The organism is Streptomyces sp. XH2 (assembly GCF_049725035.1).
In the GTDB taxonomy this organism is placed as follows: Bacteria; Actinomycetota; Actinomycetes; order Streptomycetales; family Streptomycetaceae; genus Streptomyces; species Streptomyces roseoverticillatus.
Genome location: NZ_JBMMMZ010000015.1, coordinates 215,908 through 232,045, shown reverse-complemented (window position 1 = coordinate 232,045; position 16,138 = coordinate 215,908). Strand labels below are relative to the sequence as shown.

Below are 16,138 nucleotides of genomic sequence, written 5' to 3'. Positions count from 1 at the left end.
GGCCGGGGACGTGGTGAGGCTGCGGTTCTGAGGCCGTGTCAGCCCCGGGGGCAGCGGCCCCCGGGGTTCCCGGCCCCCCCGGGACGTCAGCCCTTGAAGCGCGGGAAGGCGCTGCGGCCGGCGTAGACCGCGGCGTCGTCCAGGATCTCCTCGATGCGCAGGAGCTGGTTGTACTTGGCGACGCGCTCGGAGCGGGCCGGGGCACCGGTCTTGATCTGGCCGCAGTTGGTGGCGACGGCCAGGTCGGCGATGGTGACGTCCTCGGTCTCGCCGGAGCGGTGCGACATCATGCACTTGAAGCCGTTGCGCTGGGCCAGCTCGACGGCGTCGAGGGTCTCGGTCAGCGAGCCGATCTGGTTGACCTTGACCAGCAGGGCGTTGGCGGCGCCCTCCTCGATGCCGCGGCCGAGGCGCTCCGGGTTGGTGACGAACAGGTCGTCGCCGACGAGCTGGACCTTGTCGCCGAGCTTGTCGGTGATGGTCTTCCAGCCGTCCCAGTCGTCCTCGAACAGCGGGTCCTCGATGGAGACCAGCGGGTACGCCTCGACGAGCTCGGCGTAGTACTCGGTCATCTCGGCGGCGGTGCGGGACTTGCCCTCGAAGGTGTAGGCGCCGTCCTTGTAGAACTCGGAGGCGGCGACGTCGAGCGCGAGCGCGATGTCCTGGCCGGGGGTGTAGCCGGCCTGCTTGATGGCCTCAAGGATGAGGTCGAGGGCCTCGCGGTTGGAGCCGAGGTTCGGGGCGAAGCCGCCCTCGTCGCCCAGGCCGGTGGACAGGCCCTTGGCCTTCAGGACCGACTTGAGGGTGTGGTAGACCTCGGTGCCCCAGCGCAGGGCCTCGGAGAAGGACTCCGCGCCGATCGGCGCGATCATGAACTCCTGGATGTCCACGTTGGAGTCGGCGTGCGAGCCGCCGTTCAGGATGTTCATCATCGGAACGGGCAGCAGGTGCGCGTTCGGGCCGCCCAGGTAGCGGAAGAGCGGAAGGTCGGAGGCCTCGGAGGCGGCGTGCGCGACGGCGAGGGAGACGCCCAGGATGGCGTTGGCGCCGAGCGAGCCCTTGTTGTCGGTGGCGTCCAGGTCGAACATGGCCTGGTCGATCAGGCGCTGCTCGGTGGCGTCGTAGCCGACGAGCTCCGGGCCGATCTGCTCGATGACGGCCAGGACGGCCTTCTCGACGCCCTTGCCGAGGTAACGGTTCTTGTCACCGTCGCGGAGCTCGATGGCCTCGAAGGCGCCGGTGGAGGCGCCGGACGGCACGGCGGCACGGCCCGTGGAGCCGTCGTCGAGGCCGACCTCGACCTCGACCGTGGGGTTGCCTCGCGAGTCGAGGATCTCGCGAGCTACGACGACGTCGATGGACGGCACGAGGGTCTCCTTCGTGTGTGTCTGAGGTTCTGCAGCACGAGCCTAACGGGCGCCGGAGGCTCACCTCGCCGTTGGACCGTGTTTCCGGGCCGTGAAACCCGAAAAAACCGCAAAATCAGCACAACAGCTCAAATGCCGAGTTTGCCGCACACTTGAGGAATTTCCGTAAAACGACAAAGAGGGGCGGCCCACTCGCGTGGGCCGCCCCTGTCAGCTCGGTCAGCTGAGGTGCAGCTTCTGGCCGACGTAGATCACGTCCGCGTCCTGGACGATGTCCTTGTTGCGGTCGTACAGCTTCTGCCAGCCGCCCTTGACGTTCTTGGCGTCGGCGATCTTGGAGAGGGTGTCGCCCTCCTTGACCTCGTACTCGCCGTCACCGACCTTGTAGGACTGCGGAGCGGTGTGGCTCGGCGCGGCCGGCTTCGGGGCCGGGGCCTCTTCCCGCTCGGTGGTCTGCGGAGCGGTGCGGCTGGGCGCGTGCTTCTTCGGCGCGGCCTGGCGCTCGCTGCGGTCCGCGTGGGACTTGCCCGAGACGGTGCCGCCGGCGCGGGAGGACTTGGCGGTCGTGCCGGAGCCGGAGGTGTCGGCACCGGCCTTGGCGCCGCCCACGGTCATACCCGGCACCGCGCAGCCCCAGGCGCCCGGGCCCTGCATGGCGAGCAGCTTCTCGGCCACGGCGATCTGGGCGCTCTTGGAGGCGTGGTCGGCGCGGTCGGCGTACTTCTGGCCGCCGGCGGCGTTCCAGGAGGACTGCGAGAACTGCAGACCGCCGTAGTAGCCGTTGCCGGTGTTGATGGCCCAGTTGCCGCCGGACTCGCACTCGGCGACCTTGTCCCACGTCTGAACGGAGGCGGCGTTGGCGGAGGTGGCGACCATCAGCGGGGCGGCCACGGCGGCGCCGGCGACACCGGCGAGCGTGACGATACGGACGGCCTTGGACGGACGGCGGTGCTTGCCCTTGGACATGAGTCGTTTCCTCACCGACGCCTACGAGGTGAGCTGTCGGGTTCGGGCTGTGAGTTCGCCCGGCCTCGTGTGCGAGCTCTGCGAGCACACTCGGCTTCACCCCTAGCCGGTCCCGGTCCAGCGACCCGCTTCGGGCCGAGGAGCCGTTCCCGGCGCCTACCTTGGTTCCCCCGCTCCTGCCTACGGCGCTTGCGCGACGACTCCAGCGGCCGTCGGCAGGATTCGGCGTGACGACCGTGGTGCTCGCGGTGGCGAGCGGTCACGACGGTAAACACAGTAGAGGCAAGGGTTCAAACCCCTCTTTCCAGCCACAGTCGCCCCTGGTTACCCAGGGGAACACTACGTTTCCGCAGGTAGGAGGGGGTTTGCCAAGTTGGGGAAGGTGACATTCCGCCAACTGGCAAAGAGACCCATGTCTCACTTTCGACTGGAACGGACATTCGCCGCGAACTGCCGGTCTATTTACCGACCTCGAGCTTCTGACCAGGACGGATCAGGTCGGGATCGGTTCCGACCGCTTTCTCATTGTGGTGGTAGAGCGACTGCCAACCACCCTTGACCGCATGCTGTTCGGCAATGACTGACAGGTTGTCACCGGGACGCACGGTGTAGTCGGTGGCCGTGGGACTGCCGGTACGGCCTTCGCCGCCGCCGCGCGATGAACGGGTGTCGTCCGAACGTGACGGATCGGCACGGTGCTTGCCCGTACCGGCTTCGACGCCGTCGGACGCCTGCCCCGCCGCGGAACCGGAACCGTCCTGGGTGCCCTGGGACGGCGTCGCGGGGGACGTGGGGATCGAGGTCGGGTCGTCCGTGGGGGACGACGAGGGCTTGCGGTGCCGGCCTTCTCCGGGCTCGCCGGACTTGCCGTCACCGTCCTTGCCGTCACCCGGCTTCGTGTCTCCCGGCTTGGGCGACGAGGAGTCGGGGGACGAGCTGCCGGAGGGCTTGCCCGAGGGGGTGCCGGAGGGGGTCCCGGAGGGAGTGCCGGACGGCTGGTCCGGCGACGGCGTGCCGGACGACGGCTGAGCGGAAGGCTCCGTCGAGGGCTTCCCGGACTGCGAGGGGGCCGTGGAGGGCTTCTCCGGCTTGGCGGACTTGTCCGGCTCCGACGGCGTGGAGTGCGAAGTGGTGCGCTCCGGGGCGCGTGATGGCGTCGAGTCGCTCGCGGGGGCGTGCGTGCCGCCCGGGTTGACGTCGGCCTTGGTGCCGCCCGAGGTGAGGCCCGCGCTCGCGGCACAGCTCGACCAGGAGCCGTTGCCGCTGCTTTCGAGGATCTGATCGGCGACGGCGATCTGCTGCGCACGGCTGGCGAGGTCGGGCCGGGGGGCGTACTCCCGGCCGCCGTGGCGCTCCCAGAGGTCCTGGGTCAGCTGCAGTCCCCCGTAGGTCCCGTTTCCGGAGTTCGCACTCCACAGGCCTCCGCTCTCGCACTGGGCCACACGGTCCCAGGTGCCGGCGTCGGCGGCGGAAGCGCCGGTGGCCGCGAGCAGCGGCATGGCGATTCCGGAAGCGGTCACCCCTGCGGCGACCACGATGGCGGGTATCTGACGGGGGCGGCGATGTCGGCCGGTTCCGGGTCTCATGGGCGCTTGCCTCTCGTGTGGCGTCGCAACGGTCTTTTCGGAATGGTCGTTGAAGATAGCGACGCCCCACCGCAGTCACAAGCCGGTGTAGCGGAGGTCACGCCGAGGTCACGCCGGGTGACGAGAGGTCAGGCGGGCCCGGATTTGCGGTGGTTTGCGGGGCGGTACGGGTCAGCGTTTCGCGCCCGGAACGCCCTGGGATCCGCCCTCGGAACGACCCTCAGGAAGTGCCCTCGGGAAGGCTCCCGGGAACGCCCCCGGGAAGGCCCTCGGGCGTGAAGGCCACGGGGAGGGTGCGCAGGCCGCGCATGATGAGCCCGCCGCGCCACCGCAGGTCCTCCGGTTCGGCGTTCAGCCGCAGGTCGGGAAGGCGCCGCAGGAGCGTCGCGAGGGCGGTCTGACCCTCCAGGCGCGCGAGGGGCGCGCCGAGGCAGTAGTGGATGCCGTGGCCGTAGCCGAGGTGCTGGTTGTCGCGCCGGGAGAGGTCGAGGGTGTCGGGGTCGGCGAACCGCTCGGGGTCGCGGTCGGCGGCCGCGAGGACGACGAGGACGGGGTCGCCCTCGGCGATGCGCTGACCGCCGATCGTCAGGTCCTGCGTGGCGAACCGCCAGGTCGCGAGCTCCACCGGGCCGTCGTAGCGCAGCAGTTCCTCGACGCCCGTGGCGAGCAGGGTCTCGTCGCCGTCGGCGAGCGCGCGCTGGAGGCGCTCGCGCTGCTCCGGATTGCGCAGCAGGGCGTAGGTTCCGTTACCGATCAGGTTCACAGTTGTTTCAAAACCCGCAAAGAGCAGGATGAAGGCCATCGCCGCGGCCTCGTTCTCGGTGAGGTGCTCTCCGTGGTCGCTTGCCCTGATGAGTCCGGAGATCAGGTCTTCGCCGAGATCCTCCCGCTTCCGGTGGATCAGTTCCGCGAGATACGTCCGCATCTTCTTCACGGAACGGGCCACTCCGCCGCGGGGGCCGCCGCCGTGGCGGATCATCATCCCGGCCCAGTCCCGGAAGTCGTCCTGGTCCTCGGGCGGGACGCCGAGCATGTCGCAGATGGCGTAGATGGGGAGCGGGAACGCAAACTCGTGGATGAGGTCCGCTTCCCCCTTGCTCGCGAACCCGTCGATGAGCCGGTCGGTCAGCTCCTGCACCCGGGGCGCGAACTCGGCGACGCGGCGCGGGGTGAACGCCTTGGAGACGAGGCGGCGCAGCCGGGTGTGGTCCGGGGGGTCGATGTTGAGCAGGTGCGTCATCAGGTTGGCGCTGCGCTCGCCCGGGATGCCGACCTTGCCCTTGCCGTGGGCCGACTCGGAGTGGTGCACGGGGTTCTTCGACAGGCGCTGGTCGGCGAGCGCCTGGCGGGCGTCGGCGTACCGGGTGACCAGCCAGGCCTCCACTCCGCTGGGCAGGGCGGTGCGGTGCACGGGGGCGTGCTCGCGCAGCCAGGCGTACGCGGGGTAGGGGTCGGAGGCGAACTCCCAGGTGAAGAGGGAGGGGGCGGGGGCGGGCGGGGTGTTCGTGTCGTTCGCGTCGTGCACCCCTTGACGCTACTAGGGGGGAGTCGGGGCGGCTCAGTGGTGGCGGCGTGCCGGGCCGGTGCCGTACGGCCCGGAAGCGGGCTTGGTGGTGACCGGGGCGGCCTAGTGGTGACCGGGGCCGCCGCTGCCGAAACCGCCGCTGCCGCCAGGGTTCCACTTCTTCCTCTCCTCGGAGAGCTCCTCGGGGTGGCTGCCGGGGTTGTGGATCTCGTGCGGCAGGACGCGCTCGCCGTTCGCCTCGGGATGCAGCTCGTCCGCCTCACGGTGCTCGGTGACGTACCCGACCTTGTTCTCCTCGTCGTCGTTGTGCCCCGGCCCGTGGTCGGGCGAGGTGGGCCCGGTGTCGTGCTCCTGCCGGGTCTGCCAGGCGCCCTGCCGGCGCTGGGGCTGGGAGGGCGGGGGCGGTTCCTCGTCACGCTTCTTGAAGCCCTTGACCACGGCCATGATCAGCAGGGCGACGACGAAGAGGCCGACGACGAACTGGATGATCCCGCCGGCCCAGTGCGGCGCGGCGAGGTCGGCGAGGTGTACGTACTGGATGCGCATGACATTCCGGGTACCCGCCCGCCGCCCGGACAAGACGGCCCGTAGGCCGAACGGGTGCCCGAGCGGAAGGGCCACTCCGGCATGTGCATACTTGCGTTCGAATTTTGGTCTTTTTGATCATTCCCTTATCTCGGCAAGTCTCTGCACGTCTCTGCACAAAGGAATCCCCTGTGGACATTCGCCCCCGCCGGGTCGCCCTCGCGGCCCTCGTCGCCGCCTCGTCGCTGCTGCTCGCCGCCTGCGACGGCGGCTCCGACTCCGCCTCCGGTCCGGGTACGTCCTCGGGCTCCGGAAGCAAGAAGGACAAGGGTGCGCCCTCCGTCCCCGCCGCCATCACCGCCGACCAGGCCCAGCAGGCGCTCGTCGCCCTGACGGACCTGCCGGCCGGCTGGAAGCTGGAGCCGAACACGGGCCTGGACAAGTCGCAGGGAGGGGAGGACGAGCTCCTCAACGGCTCCAGACCCGAGTGCGCGCCGATCACGGCCGTCCTCAACACGGGCCGGCTGGAGGAGGACCACAAGGCGAACGCCCAGGTGGTCTTCACCAAGAAGGGCGACCAGACGACGGTCGCCCAGGACGTCAGCGGCTATGAGCGCGCGGTGGCCGAGAAGGCCATGGCCGGGCTGCGGACGGCGGTCGAGAAGTGCGCGGCCTTCGACGCCAAGGAGAGCGGCAAGAAGGCCACGGTGAAGGTGAAGAAGCCCGCCGGGCAGCAGCAGAAGTACGGCGACGAGTCGGTCTCGTACGCCGTCACCGTCGTCGCCGGCGACATGCAGATGGACTTCGACCTCGGCACGGTCCGCAGCCACGGCGCGATCACGACCGTCCTGAACAACTACAGCGACCACGGCGACCGCGGCAAGGCCGCGTTCGCCAAGGCCCTGACCAAGGCGGCGGAAAAGCTGACGGCGGCGGCAGCGAAGACGGCGTAGCGACACCCCGGGCGCCCCACAAGAGTCCCCGCCGCGACGGCGGGCGGCTGCGACGGCGGCGCCCGGCGGTGCCGAACCGCCGTAGCCGTACGTACCCCCTAAAAACCCTCCGCGGAGCGAATCGCGTCGCGGTACGTGCGCGCCGCCGCCCGCAGCGCCGTCTCCGGTTCCACGCCCGACGCCTCCGCCCGTACGGCCAGGGCGAGCAGTTCGTAGCCGATGCCGTCGCCCGCGGGGACGGCGACGTCGAGGCCCTGCGACCGCACCCGGGAGGCCAGCTTCGCCGTGAGGGCGAGCGCCGGCTGGCCGAGCGGGACGCCCTCGGTCACCGACTCGCGCCCCTTCTCCTCCGCCTTCGTCCGCATCCAGTGGGCCCGTACGTCCTCCGGGGTCTCCGCGGACTCCTCGCCGAAGACGTGCGGGTGCCGGTGGATGAGCTTGTCCACGATCGCTCCGGCGACGTCGTCGACGGAGAACGCCTCGTCGGGGTCGTCCTGCGCGATCCGCGCGTGGAAGACGACCTGCAGCAGGACGTCGCCCAGCTCCTCCCGCAGCGCCTCCCGGTCCCCCGTCTCGATCGCCTCGAGAAGCTCGTACGTCTCCTCCAGCGCGTACTTCGCGAGGTCCTCGTGGGTGCGGATCCCGCTCCACGGGCAGGCGACCCGGATCCGGTCCATGACCTGCACCAGGTCCAGCAGCCGCGCACCGGGCAGGTCGTACGAACCGGGCAGCAGCTCCAGCGCGGGCATCGTCTCGCGGCCGGAGCCGGCGAGCCGGGCGAGACCGTCGGTGAGGGCCGACTCGCCTTCGGCGGAGGTGATGACGACGGCGCTGCGCCGCCCGCTCGCGCAGAAGTCGACGAGCTCGCGGGCCGTGGCCGAGCCGTGCTCGACCTCGATGCCGGCCTCCCGCAGGTACGGCAGCTGCGGGTGGCCGGCGTCGGCGCACAGCACGCGGTCGGCGGCGCGGAGCGCCTGCCACGCGGGCCAGGACAGCAGCCCCGGGGCGACCCGGTGGCTGGTGGTGAGCAGGACGATGCGGCCAGGTGCGGAGTCGGCGGAGGCGTTCACACCGCCGAGCCTAGGCGACCGGGCCGCGGAGGGCTCCGCCGGGCGCAGGGCTCACGACCGGCGGCGGGCACACCTCTCTTATTTCTCTTATGGCGAGCGCACCGCTTCAGCCGCGCGCACCGATTACGCCGGGCACACCGCTTACGCCGGGCGATCGGCCGCCGCGGCCGTCGCGGACCGCAGCCACGGCTCCAGCGCGGTCTGAGCGGTGCCGCGCTTGCCGTCCCACACGCCGTAGCGCGGGTTCACGTCGACGTGGAGGGAGTCGGAGGTGTGCATGAGGATCTCGTTCGTGCGGGCGGTGCCGAACTTGCCGTCCAGCTTGGCGCGGACGAGGTCCACCGAGAGGGCCCGGTCGATCTGGTCGGGCGCGATGCCGAGGGCGAGGAACCGGGCACGCACCGCGGCGGCCCCTCCGTTGGCCGCCTCGACGTCGGCCCGCTGGCGCTGCAGCTCGCGCCGCGTGACCTCGACGCCGTTGTCCTTGCCGGCCTGCTCGACGATCCGGTACTGGATGAGGCGGACCAGGGTGTCCTGGCCGAGGCGGGCGCTGTTCGCCGTGAGCTGCTCCCCCTGCGGGGAGGAGCGCTGCGCGTCGCGGACGTCCGCGACCTGCTGCTGCAGCTGGGAGACGGTGATCCGGTCGTCGCCCACGACGGCCGCGGCCCCCGGATGGGCGGTCCGCCCGCAGGCGGTGAGGAGCGGGGCCGCGGCGAGCAGCGCGGCGGCGGTGACGGAGAGCGCGGTCCTTCGGCGGATCATGAAGCCTCCCGGCGGCGGTCGTGCGACGGTGATCGACCTGCGTTGATCGATGGTAGGGAGTCCGGGTGGCCCGGGCCACCGATTCGACCAACGATTCGCGGGGCGCCGGGATGTGCGGGTGACGCCGCGGAAGCCCGGGGCCGGGCCGCGGAAGCTCAGGCCCTGACCTGTCCCAGCCACTGCAGCGTGTGACGGATCTCCGCGGGGAGCGGGTGGTGCGGGCCGTGCAGCCGCTCGGCGTCGTGCAGGAGGGTGACGAGCGTGTCGTGGGCTGCCTGCCGGTCTCCGAGGGAGAGCAGCAGGTGGCCTATGCGGCGGCGGATGTCGAGCGGGGTGGCCGGGTCGTCGGGGTGGCTCTCGAAGTGCGGGAGGAGCGCGCGGTATTCGTCGAGCGCGGCCACCGCCTCGCCGAGCTGCTCCAGGCACTGCGCGGCGTCGTACTGGCAGCGCAGCCGCTGGCGGACCGCGCGCGGAGTGGCCTCGGCGGCGTAGTCGTCGGCGAGCCGGCGCAGCTCGGGCAGCGCGCGCCGGTACTGGCCGTCGTCCATGAGGGTGGCCGCGTACTGCTTGCGCAGCGTCCGGACGACGGTGGAGTGCTCGCCGTGCTCGGCCGCGGCGGCGGGCAGGATCGAGCCGAGCAGGTCGACGGCCTGGGTGATGCCGCCCTGGTCGAGGAGGCGCTTGACCTCCTCGACGGCTTCGGCGACATCGGGTCCGCTGGGCGCGGGCGGGGCGGGGGCGAAGGCCTCGGCCTGCTGCCGGGCGCCGGGGACGGTGGCGGACCGCTCGGGCCAGGGGGCGTGCGGCAGCAGGAAGGGGCGCGTGGGGTTCATGGGCCCGAGGGGTCTCGCCGTGGCGGAGCCCGGCGCGGGCAGGAGGGGCGCGAGGGCCTCGTACGCCTCCTGGGCGTCGGCGAGCCGGTGCAGCGGGTCCTTCGCGAGCAGGCGCAGCACGAGGTCTTCGAGGGGCTGGGGCAGCTCGGGGCGCAGCCGCCGCAGCGGGACGGGGGGCTCGTAGAGGTGGCGGTGCAGGACGCCGAGCGCGGTGGACCCGGCGAAGGGAACGCTGCCGCTGAGCAGTTCGTGCAGGAGCACGCCGAGGGCGTAGAGGTCGGTGTACGGGCCGACGGCGCCGCCCATGGCCTGCTCGGGGGCCATGTAGGCGGGGCTGCCGATGGGGGAGCCGGTGCGGGTGAGGCGCGTGGTGTCGGCGTCCATGACGGAGGCGACGCCGAGGTCGAGGACGATGACGGAGCCGTCGGGGCGGACCATCACGTTCCGCGGCTTGAGGTCGCGGTGGACGATCGGCACGGCGTGCACGGCGGCGAGCACCGAGCACAGCTGCGCGGCGACCGAGACGGCCCAGGGCCAGGGGTAGGGCTCGTGCTCGGCGAGGTGGTCGGCGAGGTCGGCGCCCTCGACGTACTGCATGACGAGGTAGAGGTCGTCGCCGTCGCTGCCGGCGTCGTGGACGGTGACGAGGCCGCGGTGGTCGACCTGGGCGGTCACCCGGCACTCGCGCACGAAGCGGCGGCGCAGCTCGTCCGCGGCGCTGTCGGTGCCGGCCATGCGGTCGGGGCGCAGCAGCTTCACGGCCACGCGCCGGTCGAGGCGCCGGTCGTAGGCGGTCCAGACCTGCCCCATGCCGCCCTGGCCGATGACGGTGGCGAGCTCGTAGCGCCCGGCGATGATGCGGCCGTTCACCGCTCCTGCTCCTTACGGCCGTCCTGCGGCCCGTCCTTGGGCTCCTTGCGGAGCAGATCGCTGAGTTCGTCGAGCTCGGCGCGGACTTCGTGGATGCGCCGGGGGCGGGGCGGGGGCGTGCCCGGTGCCGCGTGCTCCGGGGGGCGGCGGTGGCGGCCGCCCCGCTGCGGGGGCGGCGGTGGCGGCGGGGGCGCCTGGAACGGTGCCGGCGCCGGTGCCGAGTGGGCGTGCGGGCCGGGGGCCGGCTGCGGCATGCGGACGTAGGAGCGGGTGTCGGCGAAGGGGTCGTCCATCCGCGGGGCCGGAGGGGCGGGAGGGGCGGGAGGGGCCGACGGCACGAGGGTGGGCTCGGGGGCGGGCTCCGGGGCGGGCTCCGGGGCGAAGAGGGAGGCCTTGATGGCCTCGGCGAGCGCCGCCTCGTTGTGGGCGACGGCCTGGCGGTGCGCCGCGGCTTCCCGCTCCGCGGCGAGCGCCCGCGCGACGGCGTAGCGGGTCTCCAGCTCCCGGTAGTGGCGGATGTCGAAGCGGAGGTAGTACCAGATGGACCAGACGCCGGTGCACACGAGACTGATGGCACCCGCCTGCACCTGCGCGTCGGCCGTCCACGACTCCGCGCCGTTGATGCGGGACAGGTTGAAGAAGGACAGGACGAGGACGATCCAGAACAGCGCCCAGTCCAGCTTCCTCCTGCGCATGATCGCCACACGCAGGACCGGCACCCAGGGCAGCAGGAGGATCGTGCCCACGGTGATCGCCACCACGACCACCCGCACAGCAATGATCTTTGCTCTGCCGGGTGGCGGCTGCGGCGGTTCGTGGCCGTTCATTCCTCGCTCCTGGAGTGCGCGTTTGTGTCCTGAGCCTATATACCGACACGGGCAACTCCCCCCAGGTTGTGCACATCAGACGGTGTGACAGGTCACTCGAACCGCGCGGAAGTCACGGAAGCATGCATTCCGTGATGTAGGCCAGGATTCGGTGCGGGATTCAGGCCGGGATTCAGTCCGGGATGTGTTCCGGCCGGACGCTCCCGTCCGTCAGCCCGTCGAACATCCCCTGCACCAGCCGCTCCCCCAGCCGCTCCGCCTCCCGCAGCACCTCCTCGAACTCCGCGAGTCCGCGGAAGCGGGCGCCGTAGCGCCGCTGGTCGGCGAGCGGGAGCCGGGGCACCTGGAGGCGGCGGACGTCGAGGCGGGTGGCGGTGGAGGCGTAGCTGCTGGCCTGGCGCTGGTTGGCGGTGCCGCGCAGGAAGCCGGCGAGGAACCACGGGTCCAGGGCGGCCGGGTCGGGGCGCAGCAGGAACAGGCCCCGGCCGAGGGCGGCGCCGGCCGTCTCCTCGCCGATGACCCGGGCCACGGTGACATCGCCGACGACGGGGACGACGACATCGCCGGCCTGCACCAGGACGGGCTCCTCCGCCTGGCCCTCGGGCAGCGTGCCGGTGGGGCCGCTGCCGGCCTTCACGTCGTAGTCGGTGAGCACCGGCGGGGCGGCGGCGCCCGGGTCGGGAACCGTACCCGGGCCGCCCGCGCGCAGCACCAGCGCCCCGGCGCGGGCGAGCTCGCCGACGGTGGTGGCGGGCCAGCGGGCCGGGTCCCCGGGACCGGCGGGCGGGGCGGGGGTGAGCTCGCCGGTGCGCCGCAGGGCGGACCGGAGCCGGTCGTGGACGTCCGCGAGCCCGGCCGCACCGCTGCCGGCGGCGGGCGGCGGCAGATGGCGGGCGGGGGCGAGGTCGACGTCGTCGTCGAGCAGGTCGATGACGGGGAGGGAGCGGCACCGGCCGGGCCGCTCCTCGACGGTGCCGTGCCGCTCGAAGTCCTCCCAGGCGCCGAGGACCTCGGTGCGCACGGCCTGCCAAGGCAGCTTGTCCCGCCCGGCCGGGGCGAGGTCACCCGTCTCGGCCAGGAGGACGTGCGGGGCGGGCGAGCCCTGGGCGCCGGGCCGGCGCAGCACCCACAGGTGCAGCGGGATGTTGTAGGGCGGGGCGGCGCCCGCGGGCAGGGCGATCACGGCGCGCAGGGCGCCGCGGCGCAGGAGGTCGGCGCGGATGCGGCGGCCGGAGCGGCGGGAGGCCGCGGCCGGCGGCATCAGCAGGACGGCGGTGCCGCCGTCGCGCAGCCGGGCGAGGGCGTGCTGGACCCAGGCGAGCTCGGATTCCGTGCGGGCGGGGAAGCCGTACTCCCAGCGGGGGTCGTACGCGAGCTCCTCGTGGCCCCAGTTGCGCTCGTTGAACGGGGGGTGGCACAGCACCGTGTCGGCTGCGGTGTCCGGGAAGGCGTCGGCGCGGAGGCTGTCGCCCGCGTGAACCCGGACCTGGGCGTCGCTGTGCAGGGCGAGGCGCAGGGCGGTGAGCGCCGCGAGGTCGGGGTCGGACTCCTGTCCGAGGACCGCCGGCGCGGGGGTGCCGGTGCCGGCCGCGGCGGCGTGGAGGAGGCCGCCGGTGCCGCAGGCGGGGTCGAGGACGGTGCGCGGCCGGTGACGGTCGGCGGGGCTCCCCTCGCCGAGGGCGGCCATGAGCTCGGCGGGACCGGGCGGGGTGAGGGTGTACTGCCGGGGGTTGGCCTCGAGGTGGCGGCCCAGAAGGAATTCGTAGACGTGGGCGGCGCCGCGCCCGGAGGCGAGCTCGGCGGCGCCGCGCAGCAGGGCGGAGGAGACGGCCAGCTCGGCGGTGGTGGGGACGCCGACGGGATGATGCTGCCCCAGGCGGGAGGCGAGCGCGGATTCCAGGGCCGTGGGCAGCCGCTCGGAGAGCTTGAGGTCGCCGAGGGCGGCCAGCTCCAGCCAGGCGGCGGGCCGGTCGCGGACGAGGAGGAGGACGGAGCCCGCGTAGCGCAGGGCGGTCACGGCGCCGGCGGGGTGGCCGGCGACCTGCTGCCAGACCCGCTCGCGCAAGGGAACCTCGGCGAGCTTGCCCTGGTGGCGCAGCCACTGCTCGACGTCGCCGAGGGCGAACGTGGGGCTGGTCTCGCTGCCTCCCGTCGGCTGCGGGAAATCGGGGTGGCGCCTGCGCCAGTTGCTCACGGCCGCGCGGCCCACTCCGGCCAGCCGTGCGATCCCGGCCGCGGTCACCTCCGCCGCGCTCTCGCTGTCCGGCATGGCTTCCCCTCTCCGGACCGCCCCCGCCCTGCACGGAGCGGCCCGCCTCGTCGCTGTGGTCCGAGCATACCCGCGGAACCCGAGCACACCCCTTCACAGGCGTGAACTAACCCCATCGCGTGAACGTGGTTGACTCGGTTCACAGGCTCTGCTGTCATTGACGCGTCGGTCCGAGAAGATTTCCCTGCCGAAAGGTGTCAGTCATGTCTCAGCACTCCCAGCCCAAGCAGCGGAACTGGTTCGCGCGGCACAAGCTCCTCACGGCCGCCGGCGCCCTCGTCGTGGTCGTGGGCATCGGCGGCGCCCTGGGCGGCGGCGGTGACGACGACGGCAAGACCTCCGCCGCGGGCTCGACGGAGAAGAAGGAGAAGGGGACGGGGCAGGAGAGCGGCGGAGGAAAGGAGAAGGCCGCGAAGGGCGCCCTGAAGGGAAGCGGCACCTACCAGGTGGGTTCGGACATCGAGCCCGGCACCTACCGCTCGCTCGGCAACAAGCTCGGGTGCTACTGGGAGCGCGCCAAAGACTCCAGCGGCGACCCCGACGCGATCCTCGCCAACGACAACGTGATCGGCGCCTCGTACGTGACGGTCAAGGCCGAGGACAAGATCTTCAAGACGCAGGGCTGCAAGGGCTGGGAGCGTGTGGCCGAAGGCCGGGCGGCCGGAAGCCCGAAGACCGAGATGCCCGGCAACGGCATGTACAAGGTGGGGGCCGACATAGCCCCCGGCACCTACAAGTCGGTCGGCAACAAGCAGGACGGCTGCTACTGGGAGCGCGCCAAGGACGCCCTGCACGAGAGCGCGGACTCGATCCTCGCCAACGAGAACGTGACGGGCAACGCCGTCGTGACCATCGCCCCCGGCGACGCCTACTTCAAGACCAACGGCTGCTCGGACTGGAAGAAGACGGGCTGAACGCCAGGGCCCTGAGAGAAGAACGACAGATTCCAGCCGAACCGCTCCAGGGGACCGCTCGTCTCTCGGAAAGGGGGCCGGGCGCCGACGAGGCTCCGCGTATCTTTTCCGACAGTCATCCCGTAGTCATCCCACCGTTCCCGGAACAAAGGACTCCCCCATGGACTCGGCCGCCGCCACCGTTCCGGCACCGGGCGGGCCCGCGGCCGAGGCGGCCCCGGGCCCCCGGCCCCGCGCCACGGCCCTGCGCGCCCCGCGCTGGGATCCGTACTGGCTCGCGGGCGTCCTCTTCGTCCTCTACACCGCGCTGTCCCTGTGCCGGCACCGCCGCATGCTCACCATGTCCTGGGACCTGGGCATCTTCGAGCAGGCCATCCGCGGCTACGCCCACCTCCAGGCACCCATAGCCGACCTCAAGGGCCCGGGCACCAACATCCTCGGCGACCACTTCAGCCCGGTCACCGCCCTCCTCGCCCCCCTCTACCGGCTCTTCCCCACCCCGGTCACGCTGCTCGTCGCCCAGGCCGTGCTCTTCGCCCTCTCCGCGATACCGGTCACCCGGCTCGCCGCCGGGCTGCTCGGCCGCAAGCGCGGACTGGCCATCGGCATCGCCTACGGCCTGTCATGGGGAGTCCAGCGCGCGGTCGACTTCGACTTCCACGAGATCGCCTTCGCGATGCCGCTGCTCGCCTTCTCCCTCGAAGCGGTGGTGCGCGGGCGCTGGCGGGCCGCGGTCTGGTGGGCCGTGCCCCTCGTCCTGGTCAAGGAGGACCTGGGCATCACGGCGGCCGCGATCGGCGTGATCATCCTGATCCGGCTGCGCGGCGCGAAGTCCCGCGGTGAGGGCGTCCCCCGGGGAGCCGCCCCGCTGGCCGCCGGCCTCGTGGCCTTCGGCCTGGCAGCGGCCGCGATCACCTTCGGGCTGATCATCCCCGGCTTCAACACCAGCGGCGCCTACGACTACTGGAACAAGCTCGACGGCGGCGGGGCCGACGGCTCCCCGGCCACGATCCCCGCCGACACCGCGATACGCACCCTGCTGTGGATCCTGCTGCCCACCACCGGCCTCCTGGCCCTGCGGTCCCCCGTCCTGATCGCCGCCGTGCCGACCCTGGCCTGGCGGTTCGCCTCCCACGACGACCACTACTGGAGCACGGACTGGCACTACAGCGCCGTCCTGATGCCCGTCGTCCTCATCGCGCTCACCGACGCCCTGGCCCGGAGCCGCGACAGCCGGCGCCCGCTCCTGCGCTCCTACGCGCACCACCTGCCCGGCGCGGTGCTCGCCGCGTCCCTCGCCCTGACCGCGTCCCTGCCCCTGTACTCCCTGACCGAGCCGGGCACGTACAGCGTCCCGGAGAGCGTCCGCGCGACCGAACGGCTCCTGGACCGCATCCCCGACGGAGCGACCGTCGAGTCCGACATAGCCCCGATAAGCCGCCTCGCCGGCCGGTGCCGGGTCTTCTGGATCGGCGACACCCGCGGCATCACCCCCGACTACATAGCCATGCGCCTCGGCGACGGCAAGAGCCAGGAGGACCTCATCGCGGACGGGGAGCGGATGCACCCGGGCGTGCGGTACGCCTTCCTCGGGGGCGAGGGGGGTTACGTGGTGCTGAAGAAGGCGGAGGCGGAGGCGGGGGTCTCCTGACCCCCGCCGCCCCTGCCTTC

At 72.4% G+C, this 16,138-nt stretch carries 13 protein-coding genes and 1 riboswitch; of the genes, 3 read left to right on the top strand and 10 right to left on the bottom strand.

The genetic code is table 11. The features are described from left to right. Positions 1–86 precede the first annotated feature (86 nt). The 5 genes from eno to ACOTKD_RS29790 all read right to left on the bottom strand — a co-directional run bounded on the left by eno (position 87) and on the right by ACOTKD_RS29790 (position 5,990). Complete coding sequence (eno, locus tag ACOTKD_RS29810; RefSeq protein WP_424892088.1) at positions 87–1,367, bottom strand: phosphopyruvate hydratase; 1,281 nt, start codon at positions 1,365–1,367, stop codon at positions 87–89. A gap of 219 nt (positions 1,368–1,586) precedes the next feature. Next, positions 1,587–2,333 carry a transglycosylase family protein gene (locus ACOTKD_RS29805; RefSeq protein WP_424892087.1) on the bottom strand — a complete coding sequence of 249 codons (747 nt, stop codon included), beginning with the start codon at positions 2,331–2,333 and terminating at the stop codon, positions 1,587–1,589. A 3-nt stretch (positions 2,334–2,336) separates the two neighbouring features. After that, positions 2,337–2,531, bottom strand: a riboswitch (cyclic di-AMP (ydaO/yuaA leader). Positions 2,532–2,791: 260 nt separating this feature from the next. Further along, positions 2,792–3,853: a transglycosylase family protein gene (locus ACOTKD_RS29800; protein WP_424892086.1), complete on the bottom strand. Its 1,062-nt coding sequence runs from the start codon at positions 3,851–3,853 to the stop codon at positions 2,792–2,794. Positions 3,854–4,139: 286 nt separating this feature from the next. Further along, positions 4,140–5,444: a cytochrome P450 family protein gene (locus ACOTKD_RS29795; RefSeq protein WP_424892085.1), complete on the bottom strand. Its 1,305-nt coding sequence runs from the start codon at positions 5,442–5,444 to the stop codon at positions 4,140–4,142. A 102-nt stretch (positions 5,445–5,546) separates the two neighbouring features. After that, positions 5,547–5,990, bottom strand: a complete 444-nt coding sequence (locus tag ACOTKD_RS29790; protein WP_424892084.1) for a DUF6479 family protein — start codon at positions 5,988–5,990, stop codon at positions 5,547–5,549. 170 nt (positions 5,991–6,160) lie between these two features. Between ACOTKD_RS29790 and ACOTKD_RS29785 the strand changes: the two genes are divergently transcribed. Continuing rightward, the gene (locus ACOTKD_RS29785) at positions 6,161–6,922 is read left to right on the top strand and encodes a hypothetical protein (protein WP_424892083.1); all 762 of its coding nucleotides are present in this window, start codon (positions 6,161–6,163) and stop codon (positions 6,920–6,922) included. A gap of 98 nt (positions 6,923–7,020) precedes the next feature. On the opposite strand, the gene ACOTKD_RS29780 is transcribed toward ACOTKD_RS29785, so the two are convergent. The 5 genes from ACOTKD_RS29780 to ACOTKD_RS29760 form a co-directional block, all read right to left on the bottom strand. Then, positions 7,021–7,992, bottom strand: coding sequence for a nucleoside triphosphate pyrophosphohydrolase (locus tag ACOTKD_RS29780; RefSeq protein ID WP_424892082.1), 972 nt, complete (start codon positions 7,990–7,992; stop codon positions 7,021–7,023). Between the two features lie 141 nt (positions 7,993–8,133). Further along, positions 8,134–8,754, bottom strand: a complete 621-nt coding sequence (locus tag ACOTKD_RS29775; RefSeq protein ID WP_424892081.1) for a SurA N-terminal domain-containing protein — start codon at positions 8,752–8,754, stop codon at positions 8,134–8,136. Between the two features lie 155 nt (positions 8,755–8,909). Then, entirely contained in the window at positions 8,910–10,457 is a 1,548-nt protein-coding gene (locus ACOTKD_RS29770) for a protein kinase domain-containing protein (protein ID WP_424892080.1), read from the bottom strand. After that, the gene (locus ACOTKD_RS29765; protein WP_424892079.1) at positions 10,454–11,284 is read right to left on the bottom strand and encodes a hypothetical protein; all 831 of its coding nucleotides are present in this window, start codon (positions 11,282–11,284) and stop codon (positions 10,454–10,456) included. The genes ACOTKD_RS29770 and ACOTKD_RS29765 overlap by 4 nt, the downstream gene beginning before the upstream one ends. Before the next feature lie 172 nt (positions 11,285–11,456). Beyond that, positions 11,457–13,553 (bottom strand): N-6 DNA methylase, encoded by a 2,097-nt coding sequence (locus ACOTKD_RS29760; protein WP_424892078.1) that lies wholly within the window; start codon positions 13,551–13,553, stop codon positions 11,457–11,459. A 203-nt stretch (positions 13,554–13,756) separates the two neighbouring features. Between ACOTKD_RS29760 and ACOTKD_RS29755 the strand changes: the two genes are divergently transcribed. Both ACOTKD_RS29755 and ACOTKD_RS29750 read left to right on the top strand, forming a co-directional pair. Beyond that, the gene (locus ACOTKD_RS29755) at positions 13,757–14,467 is read left to right on the top strand and encodes a hypothetical protein (protein WP_424892077.1); all 711 of its coding nucleotides are present in this window, start codon (positions 13,757–13,759) and stop codon (positions 14,465–14,467) included. Positions 14,468–14,627: 160 nt separating this feature from the next. After that, the gene (locus ACOTKD_RS29750) at positions 14,628–16,118 is read left to right on the top strand and encodes a DUF2079 domain-containing protein (protein ID WP_424892076.1); all 1,491 of its coding nucleotides are present in this window, start codon (positions 14,628–14,630) and stop codon (positions 16,116–16,118) included. The last annotated feature ends 20 nt before the right edge of the window (positions 16,119–16,138 follow it).

Excerpts from the sequence above, each read along its gene's own strand:
- ACOTKD_RS29805 (WP_424892087.1), bottom strand. The coding sequence starts at position 2,333 with ATGTCCAAGGGCAAGCACCGCCGTCCGTCCAAGGCCGTCCGTATCGTC.
- ACOTKD_RS29790 (WP_424892084.1), bottom strand. The coding sequence starts at position 5,990 with ATGCGCATCCAGTACGTACACCTCGCCGACCTCGCCGCGCCGCACTGG.
- ACOTKD_RS29775 (WP_424892081.1), bottom strand. The coding sequence starts at position 8,754 with ATGATCCGCCGAAGGACCGCGCTCTCCGTCACCGCCGCCGCGCTGCTC.
- ACOTKD_RS29765 (WP_424892079.1), bottom strand. The coding sequence starts at position 11,284 with ATGAACGGCCACGAACCGCCGCAGCCGCCACCCGGCAGAGCAAAGATC.
- ACOTKD_RS29760 (WP_424892078.1), bottom strand. The coding sequence starts at position 13,553 with ATGCCGGACAGCGAGAGCGCGGCGGAGGTGACCGCGGCCGGGATCGCA.
- ACOTKD_RS29755 (WP_424892077.1), top strand. The coding sequence starts at position 13,757 with ATGTCTCAGCACTCCCAGCCCAAGCAGCGGAACTGGTTCGCGCGGCAC.
- ACOTKD_RS29750 (WP_424892076.1), top strand. The coding sequence starts at position 14,628 with ATGGACTCGGCCGCCGCCACCGTTCCGGCACCGGGCGGGCCCGCGGCC.